The following is a 16,947-nucleotide window of genomic DNA, read 5'->3' on the forward strand; positions in this document are numbered from 1 at the left end:
CAGCGCTCAGAAATATTCATCCGTGAATTCATAACTAAAAAGGCTTGAAGAAATTTCTCCAAGCTTCTTTTAGGCTATAATCGTATCAGGATAAGGTCATTAGAAGAAAATACTGATTAAGTCAAGGAGTTAGAGGCCTTATTATTTTTTATCGTCGCGTAAATAATAAGGGCTAAGAGAATGACTCCCAGAACAAGAGAAGAACCAGTAGTACCTAAATTTAATCCTCCTTTTTCAGTTGGTTTAGTAAGAAGATCTCCAAATGTCGCTCCAAAAGGACGTGTTAAGACAAAGGCAATCCAAAATAGGAATACGCGAGAAATTTTTGTGAAATACTTGGCTAGTACGATGATAACTAATAGAATGCCGATTAGAACGGCTCCTCCGATATATCCAAGACCAGAACTATCCGCCAAGAAATCACCTAAAGCTGTACCTAAAGTATTGGAGAATAGGATAGCAACCCAATAAAGTATTTCAACTTTACGTGTGCGAATATCATGGATATTCAACGAACGTTCACTTGCATACCAATAGGCAAATATAATTAATAAGATACAAACTAATATTGTGGAACCCATTGCATACCCTAACCCTAGAGTACGATCCATAAAATCAGACATCGTGGTTCCAGCGACGGCGGTTGACGTAATGACGAGCCAATAGATGATTGGGTAATACTTTTTGGATAGAAGTTGAGCGATAAGAGTAATGATAAACAGAGCAAATAAAATAATGGTGCTGACCCCGTATCCAACCCCCATCGTCATGGACAACAAGTCACCTGCTGTTTCACCTAGTGTAGTAGCATCAATCTTCATGATCCAAAAGAGAAGTGTGACCTGTGGAATTTTATTCATTTGTGAGTTATCTCTCCATTCTAAACAGTATGTCGTTTCTATTATGTTAAATTGTCCAGATAGCTATTCATATATGTTGGTTTATCTCTTACTTGTATTGATCAATAGGGAGTATTTGTTTTTTACGTGGGAGTAGAGGAAAAAAGACTATAGGCTTTGCCACATCCTAAAGCTTGATCCGCATCGGACAAGGCTAACCGCAACTTACCGAAGTTTTGTTTCATGAGACATTCTTTTCAAGTTACCGCATCGTATCGCATATATGCTATAATACGTGGAAAACTGTTAAAGGAAGGTAGTATGTGGAAGGAAACGATACGGGTAGAAGCTCCTTATAATTTTGATTTAGTGCTTGATCGCTTAAGCCTAGACCCATTACATGTCATTGATTTTCAAGAGCGGACGATTAAGGTACCGCTATATATAGAAGAAACACCACTTATTGTTCACATTCAAAGTATCGGCAATACAGACAAACCTATATTTATTTTGCAAGGGGAGCAAAATGAATATCAGGAAGCAGCACTTGAGAGAGTGAAGAAAGTATTCCATTTTCATGAGCCATTATCAAAAATCGCAGCGCATTTTCAAGAGACAGACCTACAGGCATTATTTACCGAGCATCGCGGCACACCTATTGTGTTAGACTTCGATTATTATAGCTGTCTTGTGAGATGCATCATCCATCAACAACTAAACCTCTCCTTTGCCCATACACTAACAGAACGCTATGTAAAAACATTTGGCTTTGAAATAGATGGTGTACCATTTTTTCCGACACCGGAACGTGCAGCCAAACTAACGGTGGAAGAATTGCGTGACATTCAATTTAGCACGCGAAAAGCAGAGTATGTGATTGGTTTATCACAGAAGATAGCCACTGGAGAGTTACATTTAAAACAACTAGCAGAAAAAACAGACACGGAAATCATCGATACACTCGTAAAAATAAGAGGGATTGGCAATTGGACGGCAGAAAACTTCCTGCTATTTGGCATTGGAAGACCAGATTTGTTTCCAGTCGCTGACATTGGCATCCAAAGGGCTTTGCAGCAATTATATAACTTACCGCAAAAGCCGACCAAAGAAGAAATGCTCAAATATAGCGAAAACTGGTCGCCCTATTTAAGCTATGCTTCCCTCTATTTATGGAGAAGTACGGAAAAACGGAGTGAAAAGAAATGAGCCAAACTCAAGATCAACAACTAGAAGTCAACCAAACTTTCCCATTAACGATAAAACGACTCGGCATTAACGGTGAAGGAGTCGGTTATTTTAAGAAAAAAGTCGTCTTCGTCCCTGGTGCATTACCTGGTGAAGAAATCGTCGCCATTGCGACAAAAGTAGATACGAAATTTTCACAAGCAAAGATTAAACAAATTCGCAAAGCATCACCACACCGTGTTGCAGCACCTTGCCCGGTCTATGAACAATGTGGCGGTTGCCAACTACAGCATCTTAGCTATGACCAACAACTTGTCGAAAAACGCGACATCGTCGTTCAAGCGATGGAACGCTATCTACGTGTTCCAATGGAAACATTAAATATTAAAGAAACGATCGGAATGGAAGATCCATGGAATTACCGAAACAAAAGCCAATTCCAAGTCGGTATAAAAGAAGGCAAGATCATTGCTGGACTATACGGTACCGACTCACACCAGCTAATCGATATTCCAAACTGTCTGGTTCAACATAAATCAACAAATAAAGTAACACGAACAGTAAAGAAAATCTTAAAGAACTTAGATATTTCTATATATAACGAGCGGAAGAAAAAAGGTGTCATCCGTACCGTGATCACACGTGTTGGTTTCGAAACAGGAGAAGTCCAAGTCGTCTTAGTCACAAGAACAAACGAAATCCCAAGAAAAGACGAACTTATCAAGCAAATTCGCGATCAACTACCAGAAGTGAAATCACTCGTCCAAAATGTGAATGACCGCAATACATCCGTCATCTTTGGCGACAAAACGATTCACCTAGCAGGAGAACGCATCATCAATGAAACACTCGGTGACCTATCTTACGAACTATCAGCTAGAACCTTCTTCCAGTTGAACCCAGTCCAAACGGTCAAACTTTACAACGAAGTAAAGCAAGCAGCAGCCCTTACAGGACAAGAAACAGTTGTCGATGCCTATTGCGGAGTTGGCACAATCGGCCTCTGGCTATCTGATCAAGCCAAAGAAGTTCGCGGCATGGACATCATCAAAGAATCGATTGATGACGCCAAGAAAAATGCAAAAAAACACAACCGAAATAACGTCCATTACGAAGTTGGTAAAGCAGAAAATGTTATGCCTCGCTGGGTAAAAGAGGGCTTTAGACCAGATGTCATTGTTGTGGATCCACCAAGAACTGGCTGTGACCAAGCATTACTACGCACGATTATGAAAGTAAAACCGAAGAAGATTGTGTATGTATCTTGTAATCCATCGACATTGGCGAAGGATTTGCAGGAGTTGAGTAAGCTTTATAAGGTGGAGAGCATGCAGCCTGTGGATATGTTTCCGCAGACGAGTCATGTGGAGGTTGTTACGGAGCTTGAGTTGAAAAGTGTAACGGAATAATAGACTCTTGCTCCATATGACAAACTCTTGTCATAATCCAAATAAAGTCTTGATACTTCTGTGGGAAACGCGTGGATAAAGGCATGAAAAGAATAAAGGAACAAAGAGGGTGGGAACAGGAATCCCATCCTTTTCCTGTACTTTTTTCCGTAAGCTCAATGTGATGGGCGCTTTGTATGGAGATACTGGCAGTACGATTTATGGCTTTGATAATAAGACTGAAATGATTCGAATTAATCCTGCTTATTATTCATTTATACAGCGATATCAAGGGGTATTGAACTATTTAACCAACTATCAATTTGCTCTATTTTTGGAGAAGTTCAATGAACAAGGAGATACGACAAATCTACTTTTAAAAGTAGAGAATGTATCTAAACGAGCGTCTTTGGATCAGTTTTATTATCTTTTATCCTCGTTATATAAGGGGAATTGTTTCTATTGCGGCAAGTCGATCAAGAAGAAACAATTGGCTCATGCCGATCATTTTATTCCTTGGAGCTTTGTTCAAGCGGATCAAATTGGGAACCTGGTTATCGCCTGTAAATCTTGTAATCTTTCAAAAAACGACAAGTTGGCTGAAGACAGGTATTTGTCTTCTTTAATTGATCGAAATGAGGAAATAGTGGAGACAGATCTTGTTCACAGGTCTGATATGAAGGTGTATTCTGAGAGAAAACTGACTGACCTTTACAAATATTCGATTGATAATGGATTTACTGACTTTTGGGCACCAATGAAAATTATCATATAAATTACCTATCTTGCTTTTAGTTTATTTCGGGGAGTGACAGGCACCCATCATAGTGCTTTGGCGGAATCGGTAAGATTCCTCGTTAAGTAAGTGTATGTTGAGCGATGGGTAAGACGGGGTAGCAAAATAATAACTATTTTTTGTTATATTGTTTAAAGAAGATAGAGTGGGGGAAATAAGTATGGCTGTTCCAGATTATCAAGATTTTATGTATCCATTTCTTAAGCAATTAGAAGAATGAAGAAAGCTAAAACAATTCCAAATAGAATCAAATACCGGGAACATCGACGTATAGTCTTTAAGGAATCTTTTTCACTTTTTCCTTTTGAGATTTGACTTTCAAATGCCAGAACAAACCCATGCCCTACTAAAACGGCAAACATCGCTCTTGCTCGGTTATCAATAATGAACATGCCAAAAAGGTTCACGATTTGATCAAAGAAGTTAATACTTTCCACCCTATGCATGATCCCAGGTTTAGTGGCGTACAAATATAGTGGGGCATGTGCAAGTGCAATTAGTAGTACCATAGCACCTCTAGCTAGATCTTATGAAACGGCACGTTTTTTTCTTCTTGTTGTTCTAATGTTTAATGGAAAGGTCATACTGATCTTCTCCTTGGTCTATTACAGATACCCCTAGCTCGCACAAATCTTTACGTAAATGCTTCACTTTTTTCTTATCGCCGTCCTGGAGGGAATTTCGTCTCAATAAAATAAATTAGGAGGTGTTAGTTTTCAAAGGGAACTAGTTCAAGCTGAAAAAGAAGAGAAGTATAAAGGTTTTAGATATACTCGATTGACTGCCTGTAAATAATTATGAAGACATTAATACTAGAAAGGGAATAGATTGATGTTATGATTATTAAAGGAGATTTTTCATATTTTAGTTTGTAATATAGAGAGATATGGTATGGGAATTTAACTGAAACACAATAAGTTAGCTCGTAGTAGAGCTAAGCATATTATTATTTAAAAATAAAGAAAGGTATTTCTCCTTATTAAAACTTTTTGTAGGTAGTAGCGAAAATAAACAAACTCGTATTTCCGAACCCTATCACATTAAGCATTGTCAGTAGAATAATACCATAATGAAAGCTGCCTAATTTAATCAATACGGCAGCTTTTTCAGGTTAAAACATCCGTTTTATAAACTTCTATCGAATGTGGAAAGTAAGTAAAACAATCCAATAAATGAGATTACATTAAATCAATCTACTAAATTATAATTATCTTAGAAATTCCCTTTTTACAAATTGTAAAGATTCTTTAATATCGGCATCCAATTTAGCTTCATCTGCTTTTTCAGAAAGGTCTCTCCAAATTTTAATATCCGAACCTACAATGCCTCCTGGGCGAACGAATGGTTCCATCACAATGTAGCCTTCATAATTGATGTCACGAAGTGCCTGCCCCATTTCTGACCATGGCATATGACCTTTGCCGGGCACTTTTCGATTACATTCACCAATGTGGAAATGCCCTAAATAATCACCAGTATAACGAATGGCATCACCAATAAAATCTTCCTCAATGTTCATATGAAAGCTGTCTAACATGACTTTAACATTGTCTTTTCCTATATCTTTTACCAATTCAACCGCTTCTTTCGCATCATTCACTAAAAATTGCTCAAATCTATTTAAAGTCTCTATTAACAGGGTAATATCATATTGAGCAGCATAATCTGCTAATTCCCTCATACTCTTTATACTTTGTTTCCGAGTTTCTGGTTTGTTTATTGATTTTGTGTAATCTACAGGCCAATAAGAATAGATGGTACCGCCAATCTTATGTATACCGGCTTTATGCAGTGCATCTAAAATCTCTTTCATAAAATCAATTCCATTTTGCCTAATGTTTTCATCTCGGGAGGATACATCGTATTCTTTTGGAAGTCCAATTCCTGCCGTTAAAGTAATATTGTATTTCTCGGCTTCAAACCTTAAAGAATATAAATCTTCTTCAGACATATTGACAATTCCTGCAGCTCCTACCTCTAACACATCAAATCCAAGATCAGAAACTTTTTTTACATATTTCAGATAATTTGTATCCCAATCTTCTTCCCAATAAGCAAAATAGATTCCATACTTCATTCTTAACGCCTCCATTATTATAATTTTAATAGTGTATAAACTTCCTCTAATATAGAGAAAGTGCTTACAAAAAATAAGAGGTCAGACGAACTTTCAATTTCTTGTTTATTGAATTCGTAATTTAAGTATGTTACTATGTAGTAACAATACGATATTAATATGCTATGTATCAATAATAAGAATCTCTGAAGGAATATGTCAAGGAAAATATAAGATATTGAATTTGGAAATTCAAATAAAATCTAGGTTAATAGAAGAGAATATATAGAAAAAGGAATGAAGTGAGGAATGGTTTTATTGAAAAATGTGCGATTGGATAAATCGGTGCCAATACCATTATATTTCCAACTAAAAGAACTAATATTATCAGAAATCAAAGAAGGTAATTATAAGATTGGGAGTCTGATTCCTACAGAAAATGAATTGAGTGAGATGTTTGGGATTAGCCGTACAACCGTAAGGCAAGCAATAACGGAACTTGCTCAAGAGGGCTGGTTATATCGTGTGAAAAGTAAAGGAACATTTGTATCCAAGCCAAAAATTGACCAAAGTTTCATTCAGGCTTTAGGTTCTTTTAATGACCAAATTGCAGATTTGGGAAGAGTCCCTAGCACAGAGCTTCTTGAGTTTGAAGTGATACTAGCTCCTGTTGAAGTGGCAAAAGAGCTTAAATTAAAACCAAATGAAAAGGTAGTCTACATTCATCGTAAACGCTTTGCTGATGAAGATCCGATTGTCATGGTAAAGACGTATCTTCCATTTAACAAGTGCAAGTTTGTTTTGAATCATGATTTAGAAAAAGAGTCATTGTATCCTGTTCTAGCATTACATGATGATACGCAGATATATAAAATCCGTCGTTTCATAGAAGCTGTAGTGGCAGACGATTATGATATAGAAAATCTAAATATTAGCAGTGATATGGCAATACAGCAATTTCTTTCGATTGGTTACAACGTATATGACGAACCGATTGAATACTCATTAGCGAGATATAGGGGAGATAGAAACAGGTTCGAGGTAATAATCTCGGCCAATTCACCAAAATAGTTCATTATCATCTATGGTTCCATCCTTGCGAATGGGAGCATAGATGATAAAAAAATATATGATTTTTGAATAGATTTAAGGGGTGCTAAAAAAATGACAAAATATATTTTAGCTCATGACTTAGGAACATCGGGGAATAAGGCTACTTTATTTTCAGAAAATGGTAAATTGATCGGGAGTTCTGTTTATTCTTATTCTACTGATTATTTTAATGGCACATGGGTAGAGCAGGATGCAGAGGATTGGTGGAAGGCCGTATGCATCACAAGTAAGAAATTAATTGGATCTTTAGGTATTAATCCGCTAGATATTGCCGTTGTTAGCTTTAGCGGCCAAATGATGGGGTGTCTTTGTGTGGACAAATCAGGGAATCCTTTACGAAGGGCAATTATTTGGGCTGATCAGCGTGCCCAAAAACAAGTAGCCCAAATTGAAGAGTATATCACGCAAAAGGACTTTTATCATATTGTCGGACATCGTAATACGGCCTCATATGGAATTCAAAAGCTTATGTGGGTTCGGGATAATGAACCGGAAATATATGAGCAAACCTATAAAACCTTAAATGCAAAGGATTTCATTGTATCCCGACTTACGGGGAATTTTTATACAGACTATTCAGATGGGAACAGTAATGGATGTTTTGATTTGGTGAATTTAAAATGGTCAGATGAAATTATCGAATATGCAGGAATAGACACAGATAAACTTCCTGAATTAAAGCCCTCAACCTTTGTTGCTGGAGGAGTAACAAAGAAAGCAGCAGAAGCAACAGGTTTAGCTGAAGGAACATCTGTTGTTATTGGTGGTGGTGATGGTGTAACGGCAAGCGTAGGCGCAGGATCCATAAGTCCTGGGAAAACCTATTGTAGTATCGGGACATCCGCATGGATTACGACAGCTTCTGAAAAACCGATTTTTGACGAAGAAATGAGAACGGTTACTTGGGCGCATGTAGTTCCTGGATTATATGCTCCAAATGGTACTATGCAAACTGCTGGTGGTTCCTATAATTGGGTGAAAAATACCATCTGCCAATATGAAATCCAAGAAGCAGAGGCCAATGGGAAGTCACCCTATGAATATATGAATACACAAATCGAACAGTCTCCTGTCGGCTCAAACGGTGTTATTTTTCTTCCGTATCTCCTTGGGGAAAGAGCTCCTAGATGGGATGCTCAGGCAAAAGGTGCTTTTATTGGTTTGAAATCTGAAAATCAACGAGGAGATTTACTCCGAAGTGTTTTAGAGGGGGTAACGATGAATCTCTCTATCATTTTGGACATTCTCCGCAAACATATGGATATTGATGAAATGCTTGTCGTTGGCGGTGGAGCGAAAGGTGCTGTTTGGCGCCAAATCATTGCGGATATATATAATGCGAAGATTATTGTCCCAAACCTGTTAGAAGAAGCAGGTAGTATGGGAGCTGCTGTAACAGGTGGTGTAGGGGTAGGAATGTATAAAGATTTTAATATCATTAATCAATTCATTGAAATTAATCATGTACATACACCTAATTCAGAGGCAGTTATAGACTATCAGCCTATTAAGAAAGTCTTTGATAATTGTTATTTTGCCTTGAAAGATGTTTTTGCAATAGATAAATAGTTAATGTTGATATGGATAATTATTTAATTATTTACTACAAAAAATGTTTATGGATGCTCAAAAAGAAGGTTATGCAGTAGGTGCATTTATTGAAGTTTCACTTTATGATCAAGTCACTATTTCACACCTATAAATATTGTTAAAGGAGACTATATGTATGGATATGCTGAAAAAATTATTCTCACTTGAAGGAAAAGTAGTACTTATAACTGGGGGGGCACAGGGCATAGGGAGAGCCGTTGCTGAACATATTGCAGCAGTAGGTGCAGATATTGTGATTTTTGACCAACAGGCAGAAAAGGCACAGGCTACGGCGGATGTAATCGAAAGAGAATATCAATGCAGAGCAATGGCAATAGGGGTTGATGTAACAAAGCCAGAGGAGATTGCCGTTGCTATTGAAAAAGCAGATGCCGAAATGGGGAAATTAGATTTATTGTTTAATAATGCAGGAATTGTGATTCAAAAACCAGCAATTGATTTAACCTCGGATGAATGGTTTAAAGTGATTAATGTCAATCTAAATGGGGTTTTCTTTGTAGCTCAGGCTTTTGGACGATATTTAATTGCTCGTGATAAGCAAGGTGCTATCGTTAACACAGCTTCTATGTCAGGTACGATTGTCAATTACCCGCAGCAGCAAGCATCTTACAATACATCAAAGGCCGGTGTGGTTCAATTGACTAAATCCCTAGCAGTCGAATGGGCTGATAAAGGAATAAGAGTAAACTGCATAAGTCCTGGCTATATATTTACAGAATTAACATCATTTGTTAGACAGGATTGGCAAGATTTATGGAAGGAGCTAACCCCATATAAACGGATGGGTAAGCCAGAAGAATTAGCTGGTGCTGTAATTTATTTGCTATCTGATTCTTCATCCTTTGCAACTGGAACAGATTTAATTATTGATGGTGGGTTCACGATTGTTTAATAACTCTTATTCATGCCTAAGGAAGCTTCAGAGGGGGATTTTAATATGATTGATAGTATTATATTTGATTTAGATGGGACTCTATGGGATACCACCCATATAGGGGCGCAAATTTGGTCAGATGCTGCTTCAAACTATCATATTCGTGTTCAAGTGACAGCTGATCAATTAAAAGGCCTGTACGGATTACCAGTTGATATTATTGCAAAGAGATTATTTCCATATGCCTCAGATGAAGTACTCCAAGCTATTATGCAGGAAAGTTCTAGGAAACAATGTCAGTACCTTGAAGAAGATGGTGGCATAATTTTCCCAAGTCTTCTAGAGACATTAAATGAACTAAAGAAAAACTATCGGCTTTTTATTGTAAGCAATTGTGAGGAAGGTTATATTCAAAGTTTCATTAAAGGAAATCAACTGGAAGGTTACTTTGAAGATTTTGAATACCCGGGTAGGACGGGGCTGTCAAAGGCAGATAATATCCGTATGATTATTGATCGTAATCATTTAAAGAACCCTATCTATGTAGGCGATACAGAGTTAGATGCTACGTCTTCAAAGGAAGCTGGCATACCTTTTGTTTATGCTAAATACGGGTTTGGAAATGTTGAAAAGTTCGACGATGTCATTGAGTCGTTAAATGAACTAAATCAATTATCACTTATTAAAATTTAATATAGTTTCAATTTTAATAAACTCCTATTAATTATTTTTAGAATATTCATTTTATTAGTAGATAATTATAATTTATGTAAAATTTATCTGGTATTGACGGGCGGTAAAACCCCCATCTCAAGGCTTAGAGGAATTGAAGAAGCGTCGGTGGGGGATGAAGAAAACCCCACTGAATGAAGTTTCACTATATCTAAAGCAAAACATAGAAGTGTTTTTTATTTTTCTTAAAATTCTTTTAATAAGAATATTGATAACGCTATCATTTTATTGTATAGTATGGACATGCATACATTGTAATGTAGTAACAATACAATGTATTGAAAAATACGATCTAATATAGGGGGATATGCACATGAAGAAAAAGTCTTTATTTTCATTACTATTAGGTGTGTTAATGGCAGTGTTACTAGTTGGATGTAATTCTTCAGAGGGATCATCTGGAGACGGAAAATCGGGTAATGAAAAGTTTAAAGTTGGTTTTGCGATCAAGACTCAAGATTCGCCTTACTTTGTGTCATTAGTTGATGCTGTTGAAGAATATGCAGGGGCAAAAGGTTGGGATTTAACGGTCCTAGATGCAAATGGAGATACTACAAAAGAAGCAGAAAACATGGAAACTTTTATTGCTCAAGGTATGGACTTAATTTTCTTAGATAGCATTGAACCAGATGCCGCAGTTCCTAGTATTAATAAAGCTGCAGAAGCTGGAATCGGTGTTATTAACCTCGACAGTGGAGTTGGCGAAGGAGCTAAAGATATTACAACGGTTTATTCAGATAATAAACAAAATGGTAGATTAGTAGGGTTAACTTATGCTGAAAAAATGGCGGATAAAGAAATTAAATCTATTATCCTAAGCGGTGCTAAAGGGAATGTAGCAGGTATGGAAAGAAGAACAGGTCTTTTTGCTGGTATTATTGAAGGAAAGACTGGAATTACAGAAGAAGAAGCTTGGAAGCAAGCAGAAGCGTTTGATAAAGAATTAACATCAAAGGGTAAAGCCACTCATGCTGAAGCGAAATTTACGGTTGCAGGACAAGGTTGGGGGAACTGGACTGAGGAAGAGGGTCTAACAGCTTCTGAGGATCTGATTACAGCTAATCCAGGTTTAACAACTGTATTAGGTGAAAACGATCATATGTTATTTGGTGCAATGACAGCGCTTAAAAATTCTGGGGCTAAAGGTGTTGATATTGTTGCTGCTGCGGACGGAGCGAAAGCAGCTTATGACTTAATTAAAGAAGACAAATACTATGCTACAGGTGAAAACAGTCCTTATAAAGTTGCAGAGTTAGGTGTTAAGATTGCCGAAGAAATTTTAGTGGATGGCAAAGATATGTGGAGCTACGAAGACATTACTTTAACAAAGCCAGCAGCTGTAACGAAGGAAAATGTAGACGAATATTATGAATTCGGTTTCTAGAAACTAAAATCTACAAACTGTCTATTACTTAAAGGCAATGATAGTAATAGACAGTACCACTTATCTTTAGGGTTTTGGTTTTATTGCTATCATATAAAAATTATTATAAGTGAAGTCAGTTGAATTAAAGATCTGCCATTTTACGAAAGAGGAGGATTACTTTTTATCATTATTTCTATAGAAAGGGGAGACAAAAATTATGCAGAAAGAATATGCCGTACAAATGAAAAATATTACAAAACATTTCGGCGGTGTGAAAGCTTTAACGGATGTTTCTCTTAATGTTGAAAAAGGGGAAATCCATGCATTAATAGGTGAAAATGGTGCTGGAAAATCCACCTTGATGAAAATCTTAGCAGGTGCCTATCAAAATGATAATGGCCAGATATTAATTAACAGTAAAGAAGCAAAAATTACATCACCTAAAGATGTTATTAATTTAGGAGTTTCAGTTATTTATCAAGAATTTATGCTGGCACCTGATCTTACTGTTGCAGAAAATATCTTTATTGATAAACTAGCTGATTCTGGAATGTTAATTAATTGGAAGATGTTGAAAAAGAGGGCGAAGGAAGAATTAAAAAAGCTTGGGTTCGATGATATAGACCCAGACGCAAAAGTAGGGAGTTTGAGTGTTGCATATCAACAAATTGTGGAAATCTCTAAATGTCTTGCAAGAGAATCAAATGTATTAGTTTTTGATGAGCCAACGGCTGTATTAACGTTTTCTGAGACTCAAAAGTTACTATCCATTATCAATAATTTAAAAAATAATGGTGTTAGTATTATCTATATTTCTCATCGTCTCGAAGAATTATTAGAAATCAGTGATCACATTACCGTATTAAAAGATGGGAAATATGTAGATACAGTAGTTACCTCCTCTATTAATAAGGAAGAATTAGTTTCCATGATGGTTGGACGAGAGATTACCCAATTGTTCCCTGAACGCAAAACGAAAATAGGAAAAGAAATATTAAAGGTTGATAACTTAAGTGCCGGAAACCTGGTTAAAGATGTCAGCTTCTCAATTAAAAGTGGTGAAGTAGTTGGATTTAGTGGTTTAGTAGGCTCAGGCAGAACTGAAGCAATGCGGGCTATATTTGGAGTAGATAAAAAGAAATCTGGAAAAGTAATTTATTTTGGAGAAGAAGTGAATTTTAAAGATCCAAAAGAGGCAATAAATAAAGGATTTGGACTTCTCCCTGAGGATAGAAAAAAACAAGGCTTATTGTTAGAGCAATCCATTCGGATGAATACGACAATAGCGTCAATGTTTAAAATAACGAAATTCGGTGTTATTAATCATAATAAAGAAAAAGAGTATGTGGAAGATTTGTTGGCTAGTATAGCTACAAAGTACGGTTCTATGGAAGATGATGTAAATAGTCTAAGCGGAGGAAACCAGCAAAAAATTGCCCTTGCAAAATGGCTCTCTGCGGATTGTAAATGTCTTGTATTTGATGAGCCTACCCGAGGGGTAGACGTTGGTGCGAAAACAGAAATCTATAAGATTATTAACCAGCTTGCCGAAGAAGGTGTAGGGGTTATCGTTATTTCCTCTGAAATGTCTGAGATTATCGGAATGTGTGACCGTGCCATTGTTATGCGTCAAGGATTAATAGCCGGAGAGGTAGATAAGTCTGGGTTGACTGAAAATAACCTAATAAAACTTGCAATGGGGGTATAAGAGATATGGCTAACATGGAATTGGGATATAACAAAAACCTGACTAAAGAAAAAAAAAATAAAAAGCTTAATTTCAAACAATTCCTGATCGATAACAATACGTATATCATCCTAGTATTATTAATCATTATCAGCAGTATGCTTACCGATACCTTTTTAACATCCATGAACCTGAGGAATATTGCTCTTCAACAGGCAGCGCCAATATTAGTCGCTATTGGGATGTTATTTGTTATCGTAGCAGGTGGTATTGACTTATCAGTCGGTTCAGTTATGGCTGTAGGAGCGACCGTATCTGCCATTTTAATTAGTGATATGGGAATGAATTATCTTCCGGCAATGTTTCTTGCTGTTGTGATCGGAATTATTTTTGGATTATTTACGGGTATTTTAGTAGCCTACGCAGGTATGCAGGGGTTTGTGGCATCCTTAGCTACTATGACTATTGCAAGAGGGGTTTCCTTTGTAATTACGGGAGGAAGACCAGTTAAACTCGAATCTGGAACTCTAGATACGATTGTAAGCAAGGAATTCTTTTACCCAATTATTCTCATAGCTATTGTTTTGATTGTTGTATTCGCGTTTGTACAAAAATATACCAGTTGGGGACGAATCGCTATTGCTATCGGTAGTAACCCAACAGCAGTACAGCTTGCGGGTATCCGGACAAAAAGATACATCATGTCAACATATGCTGTGTCAGCTGCGCTAGCCGCATTAGCAGGTGTTTTTATTGCAGCAAGATCTTCAACCGGAAGTGCTACAGTAGGAATGGGTCAAGAGTTGGATGCCATTGCTGCTTGTGTAATCGGTGGGGCAAGTCTGGCAGGGGGGAAGGGCTTTGTAGTGAAAGCAGTGGCTGGCGGACTTATATTAGGATTAATCGGAAATATTATGAACTTAATGGCCGTCCCATCTTATCCGCAGGACATTATTAAAGGCTTCATAATTATCGCGGCGGTATTATTGGGGATTTTAACTAATAAATCTGAAAAGACAGTTTAATAGTTTAGGAGCCTTTGTATGAGGGGCAGAGATTAGAAAATCAATAAGTAATGAAAGGGCGAAGAATTTTATGAAAACATTAGTAGTAAATTCTGATGGCCAATTAGTGATTATAGAAGTACCCGTTCCCAAATACAATTCTAAACAAGCTTTGGTAAAAACCATCAGCTGTGGAATTTGTGGTACGGATGCTACTATTATTAAATCTGAATTTAAAGGCTTTCCTAGAGAGAAATATCCCTTAATGCTTGGACATGAAGGTGTAGGCCGAGTCGTTGAGATAGGCTCTGAGGTAACAAGCTTTAAAGTCGGAGATATTGTTTTGCTTCCTTTTAACGATGAGGATGAAGAACAATACGGCTCTTTAGGTTCGGCCTGGGGAGCGTTTAGTGAGTACGGTGTTATAAATGATAAGTCTGCTTACCAGGAGGATGATATTCCTGAGGCTGCTTATGCACAGCAGGTTGTACCTGTTGATATTGACCCGGTAGATGCAACAATTCTAATTACCTTAAGAGAAGTTTATAGCACGATTAGATATTTTAATATTAATAAAGATGATAGTATTGTTGTTTTCGGCAGCGGACCTGTTGCCGTAACCTTTATCAAATTAATGAGTTTAATGGGATTCCAGTCGATTATTGGAATTGCTAGAAGTGTGGAAAAGCAGAACGTTCTTTTGGAGAACGGGGCAAATGCCGCTTTTAATTGCAGAGAGACTGATATTAAGAATGAGATCCGAACATTATACCCTAATGGAGTCAAGTATGTTTTAGACGCTGTTGGGACTGCTGAGATTATTAATCAAGCGATGGAATTGATTGAAGATCGAGGAGAAATACTTTGTTATGGTGTACCAAAGTACAATCAAATGCAGCTTGATTGGAGTAAGGCTCCCTACAATTGGAAGCTTAATTTCCAACAAATGCCCTCTAAGCTTGAGGAAAGTGAGTCGTACGGTCAGATTTTATCCTGGATTAGGGAAGGCAAGATTAACTTGAAGGACTTTGTTTCAAATTACTTTACGTTTGAAAATATTTTGGATGCTTTTGAAGAGTATACGAATCATCGAATTTTAAAGAAAGCAATAATTACTTATCCATCTTGATGGGAATTTATTTTTCAAAATATGAGGGGGATGTGCAAATGCTTCAAGCAATTATGGTTGAGCCCGGTAAAATTGAATTTAATGATGTACCAGTTTCAAAAGTAAAGCCTTACCAAATTAAAATTAAAGTGAAGCGAATCGGAGTCTGCGGTTCTGATATCCATGTGAATCACGGGAAACATCCTTATACTAGTTATCCGGTAGTACAAGGTCATGAAGTATCAGCAGAAGTTGTTGAGGTGGGCTCTGAAGTTACGAATGTTAAGATAGGAGATAAAGTTACCATCCAGCCACAAGTAGTCTGCGGCGAGTGTTATCAATGTACCCATGGATTATATAATGACTGTGAAGAACTGAAGGTTATGGGTTTTCAAACAACAGGGATGGCAAGCGAGTATTTTGTCGTCGATGCTAGTAAAGCATTAGCACTACCTGCTGAAATGAGTTTTGAGCATGGAGCAATGATCGAACCTCTTGCTGTTGCCGTGCATGCTGTAAGACGTGCTGGAGATGTAACGAATAAAAAGATCCTAGTGCTAGGCGGGGGGCCAATTGGTAATCTCGTTGCCCAAACAGCTAAAGCAATGGGAGCAGAATCAGTGCTCATATCAGAACTAAGTAAATATCGTTTAGAAGTTGCTGAAAAGTGCGGCATTAAGACTATTGATGCTAAAAATGAGGACATATTGAATGGTATCATTGCGAATTTTGGTAATGACCGAGCAGACGTTATATTTGAGTGCATAGGAATCAATGTTACCATTAACCAGGCCATTAATTCTGCCCGAAAAGGAAGTACCATCATCGTTGTTGGTGTATTTGCAGAGCTAGCAAATATCAACATGGGCTATGTGCAAGACCACGAACTATCCTTACTCGGCAGTGCTATGTATCGTGAAGAAGATTATGTAAAAGCAATTGAACTTGTCAATGAAGGTTTAATTGATTTTGATACGTTAATCACGCATCGAGTGAAATTTGAAGATTATGCCAAAGCTTATGCTCTTATTGATGAGCAGAAAGACTATGCGATGAAGGTCATGATCGAAATAGACTAATATTTTTTCAATCGTAATGTTTATGTTTATTTGGAAATAGCGTTGCCTATTCCAAATAAAATTTTTAATCAGTTATGTCGTGACATAACTACATAATAACAATTAATAG

15 protein-coding genes and 1 pseudogene are annotated in these 16,947 nt (G+C 37.1%); 12 read left to right on the top strand and 4 right to left on the bottom strand.

The features are described from left to right. Positions 1 to 116: 116 nt before the first annotated feature. Positions 117 to 860, bottom strand: coding sequence for a COG4705 family protein (locus JNUCC23_RS03855; RefSeq protein WP_403074547.1), 744 nt, complete (start codon positions 858 to 860; stop codon positions 117 to 119). A 300-nt stretch (positions 861 to 1,160) separates the two neighbouring features. On the opposite strand from JNUCC23_RS03855, the gene JNUCC23_RS03860 reads away from it, so the two are divergent. The 3 genes from JNUCC23_RS03860 (at position 1,161) to JNUCC23_RS03870 (ending at position 4,187) form a co-directional block, all read left to right on the top strand. After that, the gene (locus JNUCC23_RS03860; protein WP_454214398.1) at positions 1,161 to 2,045 is read left to right on the top strand and encodes a DNA-3-methyladenine glycosylase family protein; all 885 of its coding nucleotides are present in this window, start codon (positions 1,161 to 1,163) and stop codon (positions 2,043 to 2,045) included. Then, complete coding sequence (rlmD, locus tag JNUCC23_RS03865) at positions 2,042 to 3,433, top strand: 23S rRNA (uracil(1939)-C(5))-methyltransferase RlmD (RefSeq protein ID WP_454214400.1); 1,392 nt, start codon at positions 2,042 to 2,044, stop codon at positions 3,431 to 3,433. Before JNUCC23_RS03860 ends, rlmD begins: the two co-directional genes overlap by 4 nt. 109 nt (positions 3,434 to 3,542) lie before the next feature. Beyond that, the gene (locus tag JNUCC23_RS03870; RefSeq protein ID WP_454214402.1) at positions 3,543 to 4,187 is read left to right on the top strand and encodes an HNH endonuclease; all 645 of its coding nucleotides are present in this window, start codon (positions 3,543 to 3,545) and stop codon (positions 4,185 to 4,187) included. A 236-nt stretch (positions 4,188 to 4,423) separates the two neighbouring features. Here JNUCC23_RS03870 and JNUCC23_RS03875 read toward each other — a convergent pair. The 3 genes and pseudogenes from JNUCC23_RS03875 to JNUCC23_RS03885 all read right to left on the bottom strand — a co-directional run. Next, positions 4,424 to 4,792, bottom strand: a pseudogene (locus JNUCC23_RS03875) (DUF418 domain-containing protein); the annotation flags it as partial. Beyond that, entirely contained in the window at positions 4,770 to 4,859 is a 90-nt protein-coding gene (locus JNUCC23_RS03880; protein ID WP_454214404.1) for a hypothetical protein, read from the bottom strand. The pseudogene JNUCC23_RS03875 and the gene JNUCC23_RS03880, both read right to left, overlap by 23 nt. 556 nt (positions 4,860 to 5,415) lie before the next feature. Next, entirely contained in the window at positions 5,416 to 6,285 is an 870-nt protein-coding gene (locus JNUCC23_RS03885) for a D-psicose 3-epimerase (protein ID WP_454214406.1), read from the bottom strand. 288 nt (positions 6,286 to 6,573) lie between these two features. Here JNUCC23_RS03885 and JNUCC23_RS03890 point away from each other — a divergent pair, with 288 nt between their 5' ends. The 9 genes from JNUCC23_RS03890 (at position 6,574) to JNUCC23_RS03930 (ending at position 16,838) form a co-directional block, all read left to right on the top strand. Continuing rightward, the gene (locus tag JNUCC23_RS03890) at positions 6,574 to 7,335 is read left to right on the top strand and encodes a GntR family transcriptional regulator (RefSeq protein WP_403074517.1); all 762 of its coding nucleotides are present in this window, start codon (positions 6,574 to 6,576) and stop codon (positions 7,333 to 7,335) included. A gap of 93 nt (positions 7,336 to 7,428) precedes the next feature. Next, entirely contained in the window at positions 7,429 to 8,946 is a 1,518-nt protein-coding gene (gene xylB / locus JNUCC23_RS03895) for a xylulokinase (RefSeq protein ID WP_403074516.1), read from the top strand. 157 nt (positions 8,947 to 9,103) lie between these two features. Next, positions 9,104 to 9,880, top strand: a complete 777-nt coding sequence (locus tag JNUCC23_RS03900) for an SDR family oxidoreductase (protein ID WP_454214409.1) — start codon at positions 9,104 to 9,106, stop codon at positions 9,878 to 9,880. 45 nt (positions 9,881 to 9,925) lie between these two features. Continuing rightward, the gene (locus JNUCC23_RS03905) at positions 9,926 to 10,555 is read left to right on the top strand and encodes an HAD family hydrolase (protein ID WP_454214410.1); all 630 of its coding nucleotides are present in this window, start codon (positions 9,926 to 9,928) and stop codon (positions 10,553 to 10,555) included. Positions 10,556 to 10,907: 352 nt separating this feature from the next. After that, positions 10,908 to 11,978, top strand: a complete 1,071-nt coding sequence (locus JNUCC23_RS03910; RefSeq protein WP_454214411.1) for a substrate-binding domain-containing protein — start codon at positions 10,908 to 10,910, stop codon at positions 11,976 to 11,978. Positions 11,979 to 12,201: 223 nt separating this feature from the next. Next, the gene (locus tag JNUCC23_RS03915) at positions 12,202 to 13,668 is read left to right on the top strand and encodes a sugar ABC transporter ATP-binding protein (RefSeq protein WP_454214413.1); all 1,467 of its coding nucleotides are present in this window, start codon (positions 12,202 to 12,204) and stop codon (positions 13,666 to 13,668) included. A 5-nt stretch (positions 13,669 to 13,673) separates the two neighbouring features. After that, the gene (locus JNUCC23_RS03920) at positions 13,674 to 14,672 is read left to right on the top strand and encodes an ABC transporter permease (RefSeq protein WP_454214414.1); all 999 of its coding nucleotides are present in this window, start codon (positions 13,674 to 13,676) and stop codon (positions 14,670 to 14,672) included. A gap of 70 nt (positions 14,673 to 14,742) precedes the next feature. Beyond that, complete coding sequence (locus JNUCC23_RS03925) at positions 14,743 to 15,780, top strand: zinc-dependent alcohol dehydrogenase (protein WP_454214416.1); 1,038 nt, start codon at positions 14,743 to 14,745, stop codon at positions 15,778 to 15,780. A gap of 38 nt (positions 15,781 to 15,818) precedes the next feature. Continuing rightward, positions 15,819 to 16,838, top strand: a complete 1,020-nt coding sequence (locus JNUCC23_RS03930) for a zinc-dependent alcohol dehydrogenase (RefSeq protein ID WP_403074500.1) — start codon at positions 15,819 to 15,821, stop codon at positions 16,836 to 16,838. Positions 16,839 to 16,947: the final 109 nt, after the last annotated feature.

Source organism: Peribacillus sp. JNUCC 23, from assembly GCF_053653995.1.